This window comes from Rhodococcus sp. SJ-3, assembly GCF_051918125.1.
Lineage (GTDB): Bacteria > Actinomycetota > Actinomycetes > Mycobacteriales > Mycobacteriaceae > Rhodococcus.
Genome location: NZ_CM123306.1, coordinates 2,391,367 through 2,408,936 on the forward strand (window position 1 = coordinate 2,391,367; position 17,570 = coordinate 2,408,936).

Genomic DNA, 17,570 nt, shown 5'->3' on the forward strand with positions numbered 1-17,570 from the left:
GTTGGTGCATGTCGGAACTACGAAGGCAGTTGATGGAGGGCCAGGTCGACTGCGATCGGATCGGCGCGGTGCCCGCGGCTGAGACGAGATTTCCGCCGTACATCGTGGTGGACGGTGCTGGTGCGCAGGTCGAGCCGATCACCCAGTATCTGCGTGATCTGGCGCTGAGTGATGTGAGCCCGTTGACCTGTCGGAGCTACGGCTATGACCTGTTGCGGTGGTTCCGCCTGCTGTGGATGCTCGACGTCGAGTGGGACCGAGCAACTGGGAGCGAGGTCGATGTTCTCGTCGGTTGGCTGAAGTCCGCGCCCAATCCTCAACGACAGCGGCCGCGACGCTCCGGATCAGTTCCCGGAACCGTCAACGCTCGAACTGGGAAACTAGCACTGGGGGAAGGCTATTCGCCCAGAACGATCAACCATGCGCTGAGCGTGGTCCACGGCTTCTATGCATTCCATGCGCATTGTGGGCGGGGGCCAGTCGTCAATCCGGTGCCCTCGTCGCGGTCACGTCGTTCGGCGCTCGCTCATCGCAGCCCGCTCGAGGTCACGCCGCAGATCAGGCGTGCCAGATTGCGGCAACGGGTCGTTCAGGCCCCGCCGCGTGCGATTCCGGACGCTCTGTGGGACGAGTTGGTTGCGGCGATGACGTGTGATCGCGATCGCGCCCTCCTGCTGGCCTACGTCTCGAGCGGTGCCCGGGCCAGTGAACTCCTCGGCGTCGGAGTCGCCGACGTCGATTGGGCAGCCAGCCAGATGTATGTGACGTCCAAGGGGACACGGATCCGGCAGCCCGTTCCTGTCTCTGCGGAAGCGTTGCGCTACCTGGCCAAGTATCTGGACGCCGATGGTATCCCGGCTGTCGGTGAGCCATTGTGGCGGACCCGTCGAGGTGACAAGCGCGCACTGTCGTACTGGGCCATGCGGCGTGTACTACAGCGGGCCAACGACAAGCTCGGCACCAACTGGACGCTTCACGACCTACGGCACACAGCCGCAACAAGAATGGCCAACGACCCGGGCCTGACTTTGACAGATGTGCAATCAGTGCTGCGGCACGCCAGCATCGAGACCACCGGACGCTACACCGCCGTGAGAATAGAGGACATCTTCGACAAACTGCAGGAGCACTACAATCGGCCCCGGCCAACGCCGGCGTACTCCGCGGGATACGCGGAAGAGGACATCAAGGCGGTGTTCGGTGGCTGAGAGCTACACCATGCGCAATCGGCGGTCTCCGTCGGTCCGGGCCGATGACGCAGACCGTGCGAGACGATCGCGCTTCGCCGTCGACACAACCTCCCCGAGCCCATCGACGCCGTCCGGTCCAGTGCTCCCATTCGGAGACCTCGCCCAGGCGTCAATCGAGGAAGTCGTCGAGCTGGCCGGATCTCCAACGTTCGGAGCGATGGGCAAATCGCTCGGCAAGCGTCGCCGAGGCACCAGGAGATTGCTGAACCACCTCTCCGAGTTCACCGGCGAGACCTGGCAACATCGATGGGAGGCCAGTGGGCTGAACGACCGCCCACGACCGGTCTCCTGCCTCGCCGACACCAAGTACCACGGCTACGATATGACCTACGGACTCAAATCACTGCTGCTGATGCGACTGATCAAGCCATCGCTGCCGGCATTCCGCGCCAACAAGTTCGTCGACTACGCCACGCTCTTTCGTCGATCACAGCAAGATCCGTTGCTGGACAAATTCTTCGATCAGGCCCGACAGATACGAGCCGGTACCCGCCACCAAGACCGAGCGTTGTTCGACGTGTGCTGCACACTGACCACCCAGGGCATCGCCCTGGCGGATCTGACACCAGAAGGGCTGCTCCACTACGCCGACGAATGCCGTCGACACGACCTCGTCGCCGGCGCCCGCGCCGGCAGCAACCGCTTCGCCGGCCTATTGGCCTGGGAGATCCTGCACCAGATGGGACACTTCCCGCCGGACACACCGCCCACGCTGCGGAGCTTCATCTACAAGGGGCAACGCACCCCGGAGCAGATGGTCGACCACTACGGCGTCCGCGACCCACAAATCCGGCAACTGATCATCGACTACCTACTGCGCCGGCAAAACGACACCGACTACAACACCCGAGACGGCCTCGCCCGCGCGATCGCCGGACGTTTCTGGGCCACGATCGAACAACTCGCGCCGGGACATCGAAGCCTGACGATCCCACCCGAACTGTACGACCAGTGGCGAACCCACATCCGCCTGCGCCGCGACGGCACCCCTCGGATCGATGGCGGTCAGAGCGTCCTACTGCCGGTGCGCGCGTTCTACCTGGATATCCAGAGCTGGGCGCTCGAGGAACCGGAACGCTGGGGGAGATGGGCGGCACCGTGCCCCATCCCACCGTCGGACCTCCGAGGAATGGGGGTTCAACGACGACGAATCAAAGAACGCATGACCGACCGGACCCGCCAGCGCCAACCACTGCTTCCGGCGCTCATCGCGCACCTCGACGACCGGTACGTCGACATCAGCAAGCTCTACGAGACAGCGCGAGATACCCCACTCGGCGCGGAGTTCACCCACGCAGGCCGGACATTCATCCGCCCGGACGAACGCCAAGACCGGCAGACCAAGGACGACACCTTCCCGATCGTGCGCGGCCGCGACCACGCAACCGGGCGCATCCGCAAGATCCACGAAGAAGAGGAATCCGCCTTCTGGGACTGGGCGCACGTCGAGGTACTACGCCACACGGGCATCCGCGTAGAAGAGCTAGTCGAGCTCGCGCACACCAGCATCCGCCAATACCAACGCCCCAACGGTGAAGTCATCGCGTTGCTCGTCATCGCGCCATCCAAGACTGACCGCGAACGGGTCCTGCCCATGTCGGCCGAGCTGTTCCACGTCATCGCGAGAGTCATCACCCGCCAAACCGCTCAGGGGCCGATCCCATCGCTGCCACGCTACGACGGGCACGAACGACTCTGGACGCCACCAATGCCGTACTTGTTTCAACGCCAGATCGGAGAAGTCCGCAGAGTAACCAGCCCGGGAACCGTCCTCAACAACATCAGGAAACAGTGCCAACTCCTCGCCGAGACCAACCCGGCCTTCCAGGACCTTCACTTCACCCCGCACGACTTCAGGCGCCTGTTCGCAACCGACCTCGTCAACAACGGCCTGCCGATCCACATTGGCGCGGCACTGCTCGGCCACCTCAACCTCCAAACCACACAGGGATACGTCGCAGTCTTCGAAGAACACGTGATCCAACACGTCCAACAGTTCCTTGACCGTCGACGAACTCTGCGCCCCCAAGAGGAATACCGCCCCACAACCGATGAGGAGTGGACGGAGTTTGAGGAACACTTCGACAAACGCAAGGTCGAACTCGGATCCTGCGGCCGCCCCTACGGAACCAGCTGCCAACACGAACACGCATGCCTCCGATGCAGCCAGCTGCACGTCAACCCGAAGATGATCGACCGCCTGAACGAACTCGAAGCCGACCTACTCACTCGTAAACAACGCGCCATCGACGAGCAATGGCTGGGCGAAATCGAGGCCATCGATCGAACTCTGGCCTGCCTACGATCCAAACGCGATGAAGCCCGCCGGATCGCACACGACAACTACAGTGTCAGCCTCGGAATTCCTACGCGCGGTGTGGGATCGTGACATCGGATGCTGCCCAGTGGCGCCGTCCACACTGGGGGCCATGGGGCCGTCAGCGGTCCAGCGCCGGCGACACGGGCATTCGGCAGACGGTGGTCAACGACCGTATCGACGCGATGAGGAACGGATACCTCACCGCCGCGGGCTGGCCGACACACGTGATAGACGTCGAGCAGCTGCGCCATCGGTTACATCGTCATGCGGCCCCGGTGAGGATCGTCCCTCGCGTGTTCCCGCCCGCCGTCGTCCCATGGTCCATGCGTCTCTGCACCGAGAAGACCATCGACAAATGCATCGAGGGTTCTTTACCCTCGGTCACGGCTTCAGGTATATCCACTCCGTCACCGACTCAGGCATACGGACGAATATGCCTCCCCCAGAACGGGGGTGTCCGATCAACGGTGGATCCAGCTTAGGATTGGTTGGTTGATGCGTCCTTTGAAAGTGATCGCGAAGGCGTTCTGTGCAGGCTTCCACCTGACTGCCCATCGTGCCCTACCTCGGCCGGTGGGGTCCAGCGTCCGGGTCGCCGGGTACAGGCATTTGAGGGCGGCCTGGTTGTTCGGGAGGTGCCCGCGGGCGCGGATCGCGCGCCGGTAGCGGGCGTTGACCGACTCGATCGCGTTCGTCGAGCAGATCACCCTGTGGACCTCGACGTCGTAGTCGAGAAACGGGACGAATTCGCTCCACGCGTTCTCCCACAACCGCACGATAGCCGGGTAATTCGGTCCCCACTTGCCGGCGAACTCGACGAATCTCTCCTTCGCCGCAGCCTGTGTCGGTGCAGTGTAGACACGCTTGAGGTCGCGCGCCATCTCGTCCCAGAACTGGCGCGCCGCGAACCGGAAGGTGTTGCTTATCAAGTGGATTACGCAGTTCGGCCCGATCGCGAGTTCCCACACCGTGTTGATCGTGTCCGGCAGGCCCTTGAGCCCGTCACAGACGACGATGCACACATCCTCGACACCACGGTTCTTGATCTCGGGGAGCACCGACAGCCAGAACTTCGCGCCCTCGCCGCCGTCGCCGACCCACAGTCCGAGGATGTCGCGTTCACCGTTCACGGCGACCCCGATTGCCACGTGGATGGGCCGGTTGGTGACCTGCCCGTCGCGGATCTTGACGTGGATGGCGTCGATGACACCACTGGGTACACGCGGTCCAGCGGACGATTCTGCCATTCGGTCATCTCCTCGATCACCTTGTCGGTGATCCGTGAGATGGTGTCCTTCGATACCGTCGCGCCGTAGATGTCGTCGCAGGGGGCGGCGATCTCTCCGGTTGTCAATCCCTTTGCGTTCAAAGACAACACGATCTCGTCGATCCCGGTCAAGCGGCGCTGACGCTTGCGGACGATCTTCGGTTCGAACGATGACTCGGTGTCCCGGGGCGCAGCGATCTCGACCGGCCCGATCTCGGTCACAGTCTTCGATCTCGTGCCGATTCTGGAGTTGCTGCTGCCGCGGCCGGCCGGCTAGCCGAGGTGCTCGGTCATTTCCGCTTCGAGCGCGGTTTCGAGCACGTTCTTCGTCAACTGCCCGAGCAGGCCGTTGGGACCCATCAGCTCGACACCCTGTTCCTTGGCCTGCGCCAGCAGCTGCTGCGCCAGCTCCAGCTGGTTCGCCTCGTCCGCCATGGGCTCCAGTGTTTCCGTCACGGTCGACCCCCTCCCGCCAAGGCCACTGCTCGGCGTGTCAGGCCAACCCGGATCCACCGATATTTAGACACTCCCCCCCCAGAACAGAAGTGACCTACCGGTCCGATGCAGGCAGTGGACTGTTGTCGGCATGTACGAAGACGTGCGCCTTCGCAAGGATGTGGTCCCGGAGGCGAAGTACGGCGGGATTGGCGCGGTCGGCCCAGACTAGACCGATGTTGCGGTAACGGGGATCTGACAGTTCGACTCTCACAAGCTCGGGATGGTGCCGTTCAGCTGCAGGGAGGAGCGCAACGCCAAGACCTCTCGCTACGAGCTCGCGCAAGGTGTCGAACTCTGTGATCTCGAAGGCGACATGGGGAACGAAACCCGCTTCGGCACAAAACGAATCGAGCACCTGGCGGAGGTGGAACGCAGGTGGGTTAGCGATGAACATCTCGTTGCGCAAGTCAGTGAGGTCAACGCATCCAGCGGTAGAGAGTGGGTGCTCCTTCGCAACGTACAGATGAAGTTGCTGACGGCCCAGTACTTTCGCGGAGGCAGTGTCTGGCGAAGGGATCATTACGGCCAGGTCGAGACGGCCCGCACGTATCTCGTTGGCGAGGGCCTCGCCGTGCGCCTGCGTTAGATGGAGTCGGACTCTCGGAGCCAGCTCGTGAAACTCCGCTAAAAGTGAAGGGATGCTCACCGGCCCGAGTGACAAGGGGAAGCCGAACCGTACGCGTCCACCTTCAGCGTCAGCGTTCCCACGGACCAGCTGGACCGCATCGTCGAGCGCGGAGACCAAGGCATGCGTTCGCTCGAAGAATTCGCGTCCCTGTGGTGTCAGGGTCACCCGTCGTCCGGCTGGCTGAAACAGCTGCACCCCGAGTGTCCTCTCTACGGTCTTGAGCCTGCGACTCAACGAGGATTGCGGAACCCCAAGTCGCTGCGCAGCGCGCGTGATGTGGCCTTGTTCGGCGGCGACCTCGAAGGCTGCGAGCAGAGGAATGAGCCCCTCTAGCTGAGGTGACAACGTTTCATCCATAGCTGGATCATAAGTCGGCGATACGGACATTGGACGAAACCCCCAACGTGCGCCATGGTTGCCTGCAGAAGCACAACGAAAGGACACATCGGATGGGCGTACTCGATAGTTCTGGGCAGCACGGTGTCCACGGTGGCTCTAGCACAGCGGGCGTTCTCGATGTGGCTCTCATTGGTGGCGGCGTCATGTCTGCGACTCTCGGAGCGATGATCGCCAAGCTTCAACCGGAGTGGTCTGTCTCGTTGTTCGAGCGGTTGGACGAGCTTGCGGACGAAAGTTCGAACCCGTGGAATAACGCAGGCACCGGCCACTCCGGTCTATGTGAGTTGAACTACATGCCGGATCCGGCCGACCCAAGCAAGGCGGCTGATATCGCGCGACAATTCCATCTGTCACGACAGTTCTGGGCATCTCTTGTCAAGGACGGTGATTTGACGGAACCGGGCGCCTTCATCAATCCTACTCCGCACATGGATATCGTCTTTGGTGAGCGGGATGTGAACTATCTTCGTCAGAGGTTTCATACGCTGAAGGGCTTGCCGCTGTTCTCTGCGATGGAGTACTCAGAAGACCGCGAGACGATTGCGTCGTGGTCCCCCCTGCTGATGGAGGGCCGAGTTGATACTGGGCCGGTGGCGGCCACCAGATATGAGGCTGGAACGGACGTCGATTTTGGCGCGCTCACGAAGGCTCTGGTTCGGACTATGACCGTCTCCGGTGCCGACGTGCATCTTCAGCATGAAGTGACTGCTCTAAAGAGAAATGCGGACGGACTCTGGACTCTTAAGGTGCGAGACCGGCGAAATCGGCGCACGGTAGACGTGCGGTCACGGTTTGTCTTCGTCGGGGCTGGCGGGTACGCCCTTAAGCTGCTCCAGAAGGCAAAGATCCCCGAAGTGCGCGGATATAGCGTATTTCCCTTCGGCGCCCAGTTCTTCCGTACGGACAATCCTGACGTAGTGCGCCGTCATGATGCGAAGGTCTACAGTCAGGCCGATCTAGGGGCGCCACCCATGTCCGTGCCGCATCTGGACAAGCGGGTGGTCGATGGTGATTCGTCGCTTCTGTTTGGCCCCTACGCGACTTTCAGTACCCGGTTACTTAAAAGAGGTCGGCTCATAGACCTGTTTACCACCATTAGGCTGAACAATATCCAGGGAATGTTGTCCGTCGGGATTCAGAATCCTTCGCTAGTGCGTTATCTGGTGCTTCAGCTAGTAGCCTCGCGCAAGCGGAAGTTCAAAGAACTACAGCGCTTCTATCCTGAAGCGGTTTCGGCGGATTGGCACCTCATCCAAGCCGGGCAACGAGCTCAGCTGATAAAGCCGGCCGAAGACCGGGCAGGCGTTCTGATGTTCGGTACTGAATTGGTGACCGGTTCCGATGGATCAATCGCTGGACTACTCGGAGCTTCACCAGGTGCATCAACCGCGCCTTCGATCATGCTTGACTTGCTAGCGCGGTGCTTCCCTGATGATTACAGATCGTGGCAACCAACGTTGAACTCGTTGGTGCCGGCGCTGGAATCACCAGTGGACACCGATCAGATCGGTGTTGACCAAAACCTGGAGGTCACGGGAGAGATTCTCGGCCTTACAAGGTGATCGACGGGTGGCGAACGTCTCCTATCTGAGGGCATTCGATCACGCGGACCGTACCGGGGGGCCACGCCAGACTGGCGTGGAGTCGGTATGAATCCGAAAGACCAAGCGGTTTCAAAGCTACTGACAGAACAAATGTCGGAAACGGGCCAGGTTTCGACGGCCGCGTCGGGCACCTGATGCCCGGACATAGGGGGGGAATGGAATTGATACCCGATGGCTTCGTCTTCGGAGAACGCACGGCAATCGCCCTACGCAGCCTGTCCGAACAGCTGACCTACGGTGAGCTCGCCTTTCGGGTGAATCACGCTGCCGCAGTGTTGGATACCGAGCTTGCCGCTACCAAGACCGGATACCGGCGCCATGTTCTGGTCGTCATCGACCATTCTGTGGACTCGGTCGTGGCGCTACTCGCGGCCTCGCTCGTCGGGCTGGCCATTCCTGCCACATCACGGGACATCGAGGCCGGGCACTTTTCGGACGTCCCGATCGACATCAGTGTTGCTCCGGATGGGGAACACGTAACAGCTGCAGGTCGATACAGGCTCAGCTACGAGGATATACGGGATGGCGCTCGCGATTCGACATGTGCCCGGACGGATCCGAGCGAGCCGTCGATACTCGTGTCGACGTCAGGGACGACGGGAGCGAGGAAGTGGGTCGTGCACTCGCGCAACACTCTTGCGTCCGCGGCGGGACTCGTCGCGAAGGAGATGCGGCTGTCGGCAGCCGACGTGTCGCTTGCCGTGATGCCTCTGAACCACACGCACGGCCTCGTGACGACACTCCTGGCCCCGCTGACGTCGGGCGGAACGGTGGTGCTGGCGGATCCCCGCGATGTGATGTCGATGCGAAGTGCCATGGAACAGAGGGTGTCATGTGTTTCCGCGTCGCCCACGTTGCACCGCTACATTTTGAAGGTGCGCGAACTGTTCAACGGCGATCGGTTCAATCCGGACCGAGTCCGGATCGCATCCGACACCCTGACCCCGCAACTTCTCGGTCAATTGCTCGATGCGTACTCGGTTCCCGTCATCGATACGTACGCGTTGACCGAACTGCCCGGCACGATCATGACCAGGACCCTGCGTCGTATCGACGACCTCGCCTCGCCGTACAGGCCGACGCCGTCCGTGGTGTGTCGGGTCGGTCGTGAAACCGCTCCGTCCGAACGCGAACGGGGTGAGCTCCTGGTCGATGGGCCGCATCGGATGTGCGGCTTCTACGACACCGACCGTCGTGACGTGTCACCGGCGTCAATCGCAGGATTCGTTGCGAGTGGCGATCTGGTCGATAAGTCGCTTGACGACGAGTTCCGGTTGATCGGGAGGGCGAAAGAGATGATCAACAGGGGCGGCGAGACCATACCTCCGGCAACGGTGGAGCGAATCGTGGAGCGGGTTGACGGGGTCAGTGGTGCACTGGCATTCGGGGAGCCGCACGATCTACTGGGTGAGGCGGTCGCGGTTGCTGTGACAGTCACTCCGGGTACCGGACGGAACGACGTTCGATCGAAAATTCTGGGGGCCGTGCCTTCCTCCTTGCAGCCGATGACCGTCCATGTCGTCGATGATCTGCCCGTCAAGGAGAACGGAAAGGTGGACAGAAGCGCTGCGCGCAAACGGATTCAGGCCGAGAAAGGGTTGGTTGCATGAGGACGCATCTACAGGACGCTCTCGAGCGGGCCCTGAGTAGCGGGCATGATCGGGTCGTCGTCTCGGACGGCGCAACGCTGGTGCACGGGAATGACCTCTCTGCCGCGGCAGCGGTCATCCAGGACGCACTTTGTGGTGCGGGGGTCGAGCAGGGCGACCGCGTGCTGATCGAGCTCGACAGGTCGGTCGACTACATCGCCGCGGTGGTGGCCTGCGTTCGCAGTGGTGTGACATATGTTCCGGTAGCAGCGAATACGCCGTCGGCCCGACGCACATCGATCGCGGACCATTGTGCTGCTGCGGCGACGATTTCGGCGGGTCCGGAAGGTCCTGGGGTGGAACGCATCGCGGAAGAGATCGCTGGGCGGTCGGCGGGCCGGCATTGCGACAACCCCCTGGCGTACATCATCTACACGTCGGGAACGACCGGGGCACCGAAGGGTGTCGCTGTATCCCATAGCGCGCTGTGGGGCTTCGTATCTCTCGACGAGCGAATCGCGATGAACTCGCCCGAAAGCTGTTTGTGCTGTGCATCGGTGTCGTTCGACGCCACTGTGTATGAGATCTGGCCGACCCTCCTGGGTGGCGGCACCTTGCTCCTGTATTCCGGGGACTCGGTCCATCTCGACGAGCTGTGTGGCGTCATCTCCCAGACTGCTCCGGATCGCGTGTTCCTCACGACAAAGCTCTTCCAGGCCATCGAACAGTCGTCGCGGCGGGATGTGCTCTTCTCCATCGGGAATCTCTTCGTCGGCGGAGAGACCATTTCGCCGCAAAGCTTCTCTCGTGCACGTGAAGTGATGGGGGATCGACTGCGCGCCGCCTATGGGCCGACGGAAGCCGTCGTGTTCACTACGCTCGAACAGTCCGACGGGTCGTTCGCCGACGAGGTACCGATCGGGAAGGCGATGCGCGGGAAGGACGTCCTCGTCCTCGACGACCAGTTGTCGGCGTGCAGCCCGGGGGACGTGGGCGAGATCTTCATCAGGGGCGGACTCGCCGACGGCTACTACGCCAATCTCGCCGCGACGGCGACGCGTTTCCTGCCGTGCCCTGAGGGGTCTGGCGCAGTGATGTACCGGTCGGGTGACCTCGGCGTCGTCGGTGAGGACGGGACGATCACTTTCCGCGGACGCGCCGACCATCAGGTCAAGATTCGTGGGTACCGCGTCGAACTCGGTGCAATCGAATCCTTCTACTTGACGCAATCGGAGATCAGCAACTGCGTCTGCGTGGTGGTGGACGCGGATACCGGCGCCCCGAAACTCTGTCTCTATTTTGTCTCCACGCAGGCACGCGTCAACGCGACCACGCTCCGTAGGCGCGCTGACTCTGCGCTGGAGAAGTACATGATTCCGGACCTCTTCGTACAGGTGGAGGAGTTTGCGACGAGTGAATCCGGAAAGATCGACAGATCGCTGCTGCCGAAGCCGTATCTGAATCGCGGGGAGATCGGTCTCTCGACCGAGTACTCGGCGCCCGAGGGCGCGGTCGAATCGACGATCGCGGGTCTGTTCGGCCTCGAACTGCGGATCGCCGACGTCGGCGCAGACGACAATTTCTACGAGTTGGGCGGGAACTCACTGAACTCTATGTCGCTTCTGCAGTCGTTGTCCGATGCCGGCCTGGTGGCCTCGGCGAGGGAACTGTTCTCCAACCCGAGCCCGCGTAAGCTTGCGACGACGATCTCGGATCGGAAAGAGAACGCTGGTGTCGGCGCCTAGCGGGTGGCTTTCCGCGGCCAAGATCGACGGCCCGGCGGTACTGGCCTTTCCGTTCGCGGGATGTGGCCCGTCGATATACAACCGCCTCGGGGACAGGCTCTCGCGCGAATGGGGCGTCAAGTTGTTCGCGATCCGTCCGCCCGGCATCGAGGCGCGATTCACCGAAGATCGCGCGGCATCACACGCCTCCTATGCTCGTGATCTGGCGAGTGACATCGCATCTGCGGTCGGCGGCAAGTATGCGGTCTTCGGGCACTGCGGGGCCATTCCGTATGTCGTCGAAACCCTTCGGGCGATCGAGCACAACCACGGTCGCGATCGTCTCCCGCACAGTGTCGTGTTCAGTGGTTGGGGGCCACCGCACAAGGGGTTGTACGGAGATCTGAACTTTGCTGACCTCGAACAGATTTCGTATGGCAACGAAGTCCGGAACGTGGCACGCGCCACGGGTGTTGATCTCATCGACGAGTTTGTCGAAATCTATGCCGAGCAACTCGAGTTCGATGTCCGTCAGCAGCGGACCTATGTTTTCGACGCGATCGCTGACGGCGGTCTCGACATCCGTATCGTCGGTTGGTCGGATGATGAGGTCGTCCCGTGCGACGTCGCGGTCAGTGACGAGTGGCGAGAGAGTTTCCCCGACGCCACGATCGAATACAGCGTTCTTGCTGGCGGCCATTACGCCTTCATGGAAGCGCCGGACGATCTCTGTCGCATCTTATGTCATGGCCTGAACTGACCATTCCTGAAAGGAAGCCCTGTGCAGACAGGTGAGTCAAGCCCCAATATCGTATCGCTACCCGACTCGAAGACTTGGATGTCCGATCCCGAATTCTATGCTTCCACTGACGTCCATTCCGCATGGTTTACCGTCCGGAACGAGCACTCCGGGTACCTGGAGTCTTTCTCGAGCGCGGGCGGCCGCTATCACTCCTTCTATGGATACGCGGAGTGCAACACGATTCTTCGAGACGACGAACTGTTCACCTCGAGGTACGGCACGATTATCGAGTCGATCGACTACCCGGATACTGCCCGCGACATCACGATGACCGTCTCGGACGGGGAGATTCACGATAATCATCGTGGCCCGGCGAACCGGTGTCTGTCGAAGACGTCGATTCAGCGGCAGGCCGACACGATCAGGTCCGAGGTGCGCAAGATCGTCGCCGAGATCCCCGAAGGGGACGACATCGACCTGTGCGAGTACACCAAGGGTCTGCCGATGGCGCTGTTCGGGCCACTGCTTCCGGTCGAGCGTGATCAGTGGACTGAACTGAGCGACCTCGTATTCATGAGCATTCTCCCCGATGATCCGGGGTTCGCGAACGGATTGCGGCCGGAGATCGCCCGACGGGTCGCTCATGCGGGCATTTTCGCCTCGCTGTCCGACGCGGTCGATGTGCAGCGGCGGCACCCGGGGCCGGGGGTCCTGGGCGAGTACCTCTCGGCGAGTGACATCGAGGCCCATGGTGATCCGGTCGAGTCGATTCTCGCGAACAGTTACAGCCTCCTGATGGGCGCCCATGCCACCACCAATCAAGTTGCAAATCACCTGGTGGACAGGTTCATCGATCGAACGGATCTGCTCGGTGCCGTGAGCGGAGGGGCGGTCACGCTGCCTTCGCTGATCAACGAGGCGGTGCGGTGGGTCACCCCGACGAACCATCTTCTTCGACGTGCGGTGTGCGACACCGAACTCGGTGGGATGCCTGTCGGCGAGGGGGAGTGGGTCGTCGCTTGGGTCGGGTCGGCCAACCGCGATGAGAGCGTCGTGTCCGAGCCGTATCGTTTCGACCCGCTTCGCCGTGGAAAGCACCTCGGCTTCGGCATCGGGTCGCACTACTGCATCGGATCCCACATCGCTGCCTTCGGGCTCGCGTACTTCTTCGAACTGCTGTTGCAGGAATTCGATCTCGGACCTAGCAGCACGGAGAGCGAGCATGTCCGATCGAACTGGATCAACGGGTACTCCCGGTTGCCCCTCCAGGCCAGACGAAAGCGGCGGGCTGATGGATGAGTCAGTGGGCCACGAACGAGATCTGGCCTTCTACGAGCTCAGCGATGAGTTGCGCGACCTTCTCCTGATCCCCTTCTCCGTGGAGATCCTCGGCCGTCACGGTGTCGAAGAACTGGCTCACGCAGTGGTCGCCGCGCTCAACAGTCACAGCGTGCTGCTGAGCAAGTTCACCGTCACGCACCGCGAGGTCGCCTACGAGCGAGGACTGCCGGCGGACCGCAGCGAGATTCTCCTCCGCACCTCCGGCACCGCAGCCGAGGTGATGAACGAACTGCGGTCCACGATGGAGCCGATCAGCCGTGGTGGGCGTGCATGGCGGTTCGCCGTACTCGAGGATGACGAGGGTTTCGGGACGGAGATCCTCGGACTCGTTCACCACATGGCGGCAGACGGAACCTCCCTCCGGATCTTCCTGGACACGTTGCGCGCCGAACTCGAAGGAACTGCCCGTCGGAACACGTCCGATGGGCTCGCGATCTACCGGAGATTCGTCGAACGGGCAGGCACGCGGCGTCTCGACCGGGTCGAGGCGCAGCAGGCACGGTCCCACTGGCGCGGACATCTGGCGGATCTACCTGAGAATCCGTTCTCGGGCCTGACATCGGCACGATCGGGTCCGTCGGGTCCGTCGGGTTCGGCGCAACCCGCGGAGATCGCGGTTCCAATACCGCGGGGTGCCCCGGCCGCCATCGGGGACATCTGCAGCCGCTTGGGCATCAGCGAGTTCGCGCTGTTCCACGGTGTTGTTCTCGCCGCGCTCGACACGGTCGGTATCCCGCTCGACGCCCCGCTGGTCACCGCGACAGATCTGCGCGACACGCTGGACACCCTCCACGCTGTCGGCAACTACTCCAACCTGTCCGTGCTCCGCGTCGGGCGCCGCGTCGACGATTTCGGGAACTTCCTCGTTCGGATCGCTGAATCCGATGCACAGACAATGTGGTTCGGGTACATGCCGTTGTCGTCCGTGCTTGCCGAGGCGGGCGGCGGGGAAGGGCGTCGCAGCGTCCTCGGCCCCGGAATACCATCGGTCGCGCTCAGCTACGGCCGGGACTTTCCCGGCGAGGTACGGCTGTCGACCGGCTCTCGGCTCGTGCCCCGGCCCTTCGACTCAGCTCGAACCAGACATCTGGTGTCCTTCGATCTCAAGCCGGGTGCACTCGTTGGGCGCGCCACCGGCGCGGTGCCGGACGCGACCGCCGACGAGTTCGTCATCAGATACGACCCCTCGCGCTGTACTACTGACCGGGTCGTCCATGTGCGAGACCGGGTCAGGGACGTCCTGCAGTGGCTGTCGAGCTCGAGTATCGACGAGATCTGTTCGCAGTGGCCCGGACTCGACCGTGACGATGAGCGACGACCCGTCCCGCAGGACGCCCAGGGTCCGGTGCCGGACCCTGGGAACGGTGACAGGTCCTCGGACGTGGTGGTGCTGGAGGACGCGCTCCGCGAGTGCTACGCACGGGTGCTGTCCTGCCCGACTGTCGTCGATGCCGACGCACGGTTTTACGATCTGGGCGGCTACTCACTGTTGGCGCTGCTGGTCGCGGATACGGTCGCGAGCGAGACGGGATACCGAGTCACCGTCGAGGAGATCCTCGGCCATCAGACGCCGGCGGCGATCGCGAGGAACCACTGCGCCGCCGACGGGGACACGGCAGAAGTACAGGCGCGCGCGGTTGGCGACTCAGGTACAGGGCCCGCGTACCTGTTCTTTCCACCCGCCACCGGGAATTCGACCTGCTACCACGATCTGGCAGCCGCGCTCGGTGGTTGCACGAGCGTGCTGATCGATCTACCGCAGACAGTCGGTCGTCCGTTCGACGGCTGGGACGTAGCACGCAGTGCGGTGGACGCTGCCCATGAGCATCTGATCGAGTGCGGCCAGACACCGATCGTGTGCATCGGATGGTCCGCCGGCGGGATGCTCGCGGCCTACGCCGCCGACTACCTGCGATCCCTCGCCGGTGACACCGGTCTCGGGCTCGTCCTGGTCGACTCGTATCCCGAGATCGCGGCCGATCACGTGAGTGCCCTCGAGGCGAGCGCGGCGGAGAGTGTGGATGTCGAAGCGGCGTTCCGAAACGCGTACCCGGTCTTCGGCGAGTACTCGCAGTGGTACCGCCGATGCCCGTCGCCCGTGGGCGTCTCCGACCTCGACGTGCTGCACATTCAGTCCGACGAGAGCCGCGCGGCCGGATACACCATCGACACGTGGTCGGCGCTGTCCGACCGTCCCATCGCGTCGGTGACGGTCGCTGCTCCCCACATTTCGATGCTGTCCCCGGATGCATCACCGCAGATCGCTAACTGCATCTCCGCGTGGTTACCGGAGATGAGAAGGGCCCACACATGACCGATTCCGCAACGAGTGTCACCCAAGTCGGTTTCGCCGAACTGACACGGCCGGATGGTGATTCCCGCCGTGACCGGGACGCCGTCGTATTTCTGCCGCACGCCGGCGGCGACCACAACTCCTACAGGGCGATTGCAGGTCACGTGCAGGAGGCCCGTGTCTTCGGCGCCGTCTACCCCGGGCGCCTCGCAGACGACGGGGACCGGACGATGGACATCGCCGGAGTAGCAAACGGATTCGCCGAAGCATTCCACTGGGATGCCTTCGATCGGGTGATGATCGTCGGGCACAGCATGGGCGGTCTGATCGCACATTCCCTGTGCGCAACGCTCGAAGATCGCGGCTACCAGCCGGATGGAGTGATCATTTCGTCGGCGACCCCGCCGATGTCCGGACTGCTCGGTGGGCCGCTGCCGACTGAGCCGGTGGCGGTGCTCGAGCACATCGTTGCGCTCGGCGGAACTCCGGCCGAACTGCTGAACTCCGCATGGTTCCGCGAGGCGTACCTCCCGATGATCGCCGCCGACTACCGGGCGGTGAACGAATACATGACCACGACGCCGCCGGTTGTGCGTAGCCGGTTGCAGCTTTTCAGTTCCGACCGGGACGCGTCGATTTCTCCGGACGCGATGCTCGGCTGGCGCGAGTACACGACCGGCGGGTTGGTCGCCACGACCTTCGCCGGTGGCCACTTCTACCTGTTCGAGGATCCAGCAACCGTCGCAGGCCATTTCAGCTTCACTCCAGCATCCGACACGAGGAGCACCAAGTGACAAACATCTTCGACGACGAAACCGAGAGCTTCTTTGTCGTCGTAAATGACCAGCAGGTCCATTCGATCTGGCCGCAGCGGCTGCCGACTCCCTCCGGATGGACGGCCGTCCACGGGCCGGACCAGCGGGGCGCATGCCTCGCCTATGTCGAATGCAACTGGACCGACACAGTCCTTCTCCCGCACAGTAAGAGGGTTTCCTGATGACAGACGTACAACGCATCGACAGCCGCCTGGCCGACACGGCGCTTATGGTCGCCGTGTGCCGCGCCATCGCGTCCGTTCGTGGGACGCATGACATAGACGACCCGTACTCGGCGGCGTTCGTCAGCGCCTCCGGAGTGCCCTACTGGACAGCCTTCCTCGAGTCGGGTGAGGCGTTGCTCGCGCAGTCGACGGACTTCGCGATCAAGGCCCGCGCCATGCTCGGGCACGTTGTTGCGCGGACACGATTCATCGATCGTTTCATCGAGGACAGCATCGGGGATTCGGCTCGACAGCTGGTGATCCTGGGTGCCGGATTTGACACGCGCGCAGAGCGTCTGGAACTGCTCGACGGCAAGGCCGTGTACGAGGTCGACATCGAGCCGGTCACGCGTTTCAAGTCGTCTGCGCTCGAATCCGCGCAGTTTGACGGGGCACACAAGCCGATCCTCATCGGTGCAGACCTCGCCGGCGACTGGCTGCCCCGCCTCGTGGAGGCCGGATGGGACGCCACTGTTCCCACGGTGTGGGTTGCGGAAGGCCTGCTCGGCTACCTGCACGGACCGGAGCAGGAAGCGCTGCTGCTCACCATCGCCGAGCACAGCCCCGAGGGATCCACCGCGCTGTTCGAGTACGCGGCGACGATCAGCAGCGACACCGAAGTGCAGACCGACAACCCGCCCATGGAGCAATTCAGCTCCGACGCCGACGCGGCGCTCCCCGATCTGACAACTCTGATCCACGTCGAGCCGCGGACCGCTCCGGATGACTTTCTCGGCCGATGCGGGTGGCGCAATGAGGTCGCGGCCGGCACAGAGGTGTACACGCATTGGTTCGACGAGACCGACATCCAGGTGCGGGCAGCGGCCCTGTCGCCGCAGTTCGACACTCGATTTATCGTCAGCAGGAAGTAGGAGC

12 protein-coding genes and 1 pseudogene are annotated in these 17,570 nt (G+C 62.8%); 11 read left to right on the forward strand and 2 right to left on the reverse strand.

Features of this window, described 5'->3' with window-relative positions; translation table 11 throughout:
• The first annotated feature begins 8 nt into the window (after positions 1–8).
• Both ACTDXD_RS11005 and ACTDXD_RS11010 read left to right on the forward strand, forming a co-directional pair.
• Positions 9–1,208 carry a tyrosine-type recombinase/integrase gene (locus tag ACTDXD_RS11005; RefSeq protein WP_440127061.1) on the forward strand — a complete coding sequence of 400 codons (1,200 nt, stop codon included), beginning with the start codon at positions 9–11 and terminating at the stop codon, positions 1,206–1,208.
• A 199-nt stretch (positions 1,209–1,407) separates the two neighbouring features.
• Entirely contained in the window at positions 1,408–3,639 is a 2,232-nt protein-coding gene (locus ACTDXD_RS11010; RefSeq protein ID WP_440127062.1) for a tyrosine-type recombinase/integrase, read from the forward strand.
• A 392-nt stretch (positions 3,640–4,031) separates the two neighbouring features.
• Here ACTDXD_RS11010 and ACTDXD_RS11015 read toward each other — a convergent pair.
• A pseudogene (locus ACTDXD_RS11015) lies at positions 4,032–5,272 on the reverse strand (IS256 family transposase).
• 115 nt (positions 5,273–5,387) lie between these two features.
• Positions 5,388–6,320: a LysR family transcriptional regulator gene (locus ACTDXD_RS11020; protein ID WP_440127063.1), complete on the reverse strand. Its 933-nt coding sequence runs from the start codon at positions 6,318–6,320 to the stop codon at positions 5,388–5,390.
• Positions 6,321–6,526: 206 nt separating this feature from the next.
• On the opposite strand from ACTDXD_RS11020, the gene mqo reads away from it, so the two are divergent.
• The 9 genes from mqo to ACTDXD_RS11065 all read left to right on the forward strand — a co-directional run bounded on the left by mqo (position 6,527) and on the right by ACTDXD_RS11065 (position 17,566).
• The gene (gene mqo, locus ACTDXD_RS11025) at positions 6,527–7,924 is read left to right on the forward strand and encodes a malate dehydrogenase (quinone) (RefSeq protein ID WP_440127064.1); all 1,398 of its coding nucleotides are present in this window, start codon (positions 6,527–6,529) and stop codon (positions 7,922–7,924) included.
• Between the two features lie 197 nt (positions 7,925–8,121).
• Positions 8,122–9,576, forward strand: coding sequence for a class I adenylate-forming enzyme family protein (locus ACTDXD_RS11030; protein WP_440127065.1), 1,455 nt, complete (start codon positions 8,122–8,124; stop codon positions 9,574–9,576).
• Positions 9,573–11,300, forward strand: a complete 1,728-nt coding sequence (locus ACTDXD_RS11035; RefSeq protein WP_440127066.1) for a non-ribosomal peptide synthetase — start codon at positions 9,573–9,575, stop codon at positions 11,298–11,300. Before ACTDXD_RS11030 ends, ACTDXD_RS11035 begins: the two co-directional genes overlap by 4 nt.
• Positions 11,287–12,039, forward strand: a complete 753-nt coding sequence (locus ACTDXD_RS11040) for a thioesterase II family protein (protein WP_440127067.1) — start codon at positions 11,287–11,289, stop codon at positions 12,037–12,039. The genes ACTDXD_RS11035 and ACTDXD_RS11040 overlap by 14 nt, the downstream gene beginning before the upstream one ends.
• A gap of 78 nt (positions 12,040–12,117) precedes the next feature.
• The gene (locus ACTDXD_RS11045; RefSeq protein ID WP_440127068.1) at positions 12,118–13,320 is read left to right on the forward strand and encodes a cytochrome P450; all 1,203 of its coding nucleotides are present in this window, start codon (positions 12,118–12,120) and stop codon (positions 13,318–13,320) included.
• Positions 13,313–15,676, forward strand: a complete 2,364-nt coding sequence (locus tag ACTDXD_RS11050; protein WP_440127069.1) for an alpha/beta fold hydrolase — start codon at positions 13,313–13,315, stop codon at positions 15,674–15,676. Before ACTDXD_RS11045 ends, ACTDXD_RS11050 begins: the two co-directional genes overlap by 8 nt.
• Positions 15,673–16,449 carry a thioesterase II family protein gene (locus ACTDXD_RS11055; RefSeq protein WP_440127070.1) on the forward strand — a complete coding sequence of 259 codons (777 nt, stop codon included), beginning with the start codon at positions 15,673–15,675 and terminating at the stop codon, positions 16,447–16,449. Before ACTDXD_RS11050 ends, ACTDXD_RS11055 begins: the two co-directional genes overlap by 4 nt.
• A complete protein-coding gene (locus tag ACTDXD_RS11060) occupies positions 16,446–16,652 on the forward strand; it encodes an MbtH family protein (protein ID WP_247848495.1) in 207 nt (68 codons plus the stop codon). Before ACTDXD_RS11055 ends, ACTDXD_RS11060 begins: the two co-directional genes overlap by 4 nt.
• A complete protein-coding gene (locus ACTDXD_RS11065) occupies positions 16,652–17,566 on the forward strand; it encodes an SAM-dependent methyltransferase (RefSeq protein WP_440127071.1) in 915 nt (304 codons plus the stop codon). Before ACTDXD_RS11060 ends, ACTDXD_RS11065 begins: the two co-directional genes overlap by 1 nt.
• The last annotated feature ends 4 nt before the right edge of the window (positions 17,567–17,570 follow it).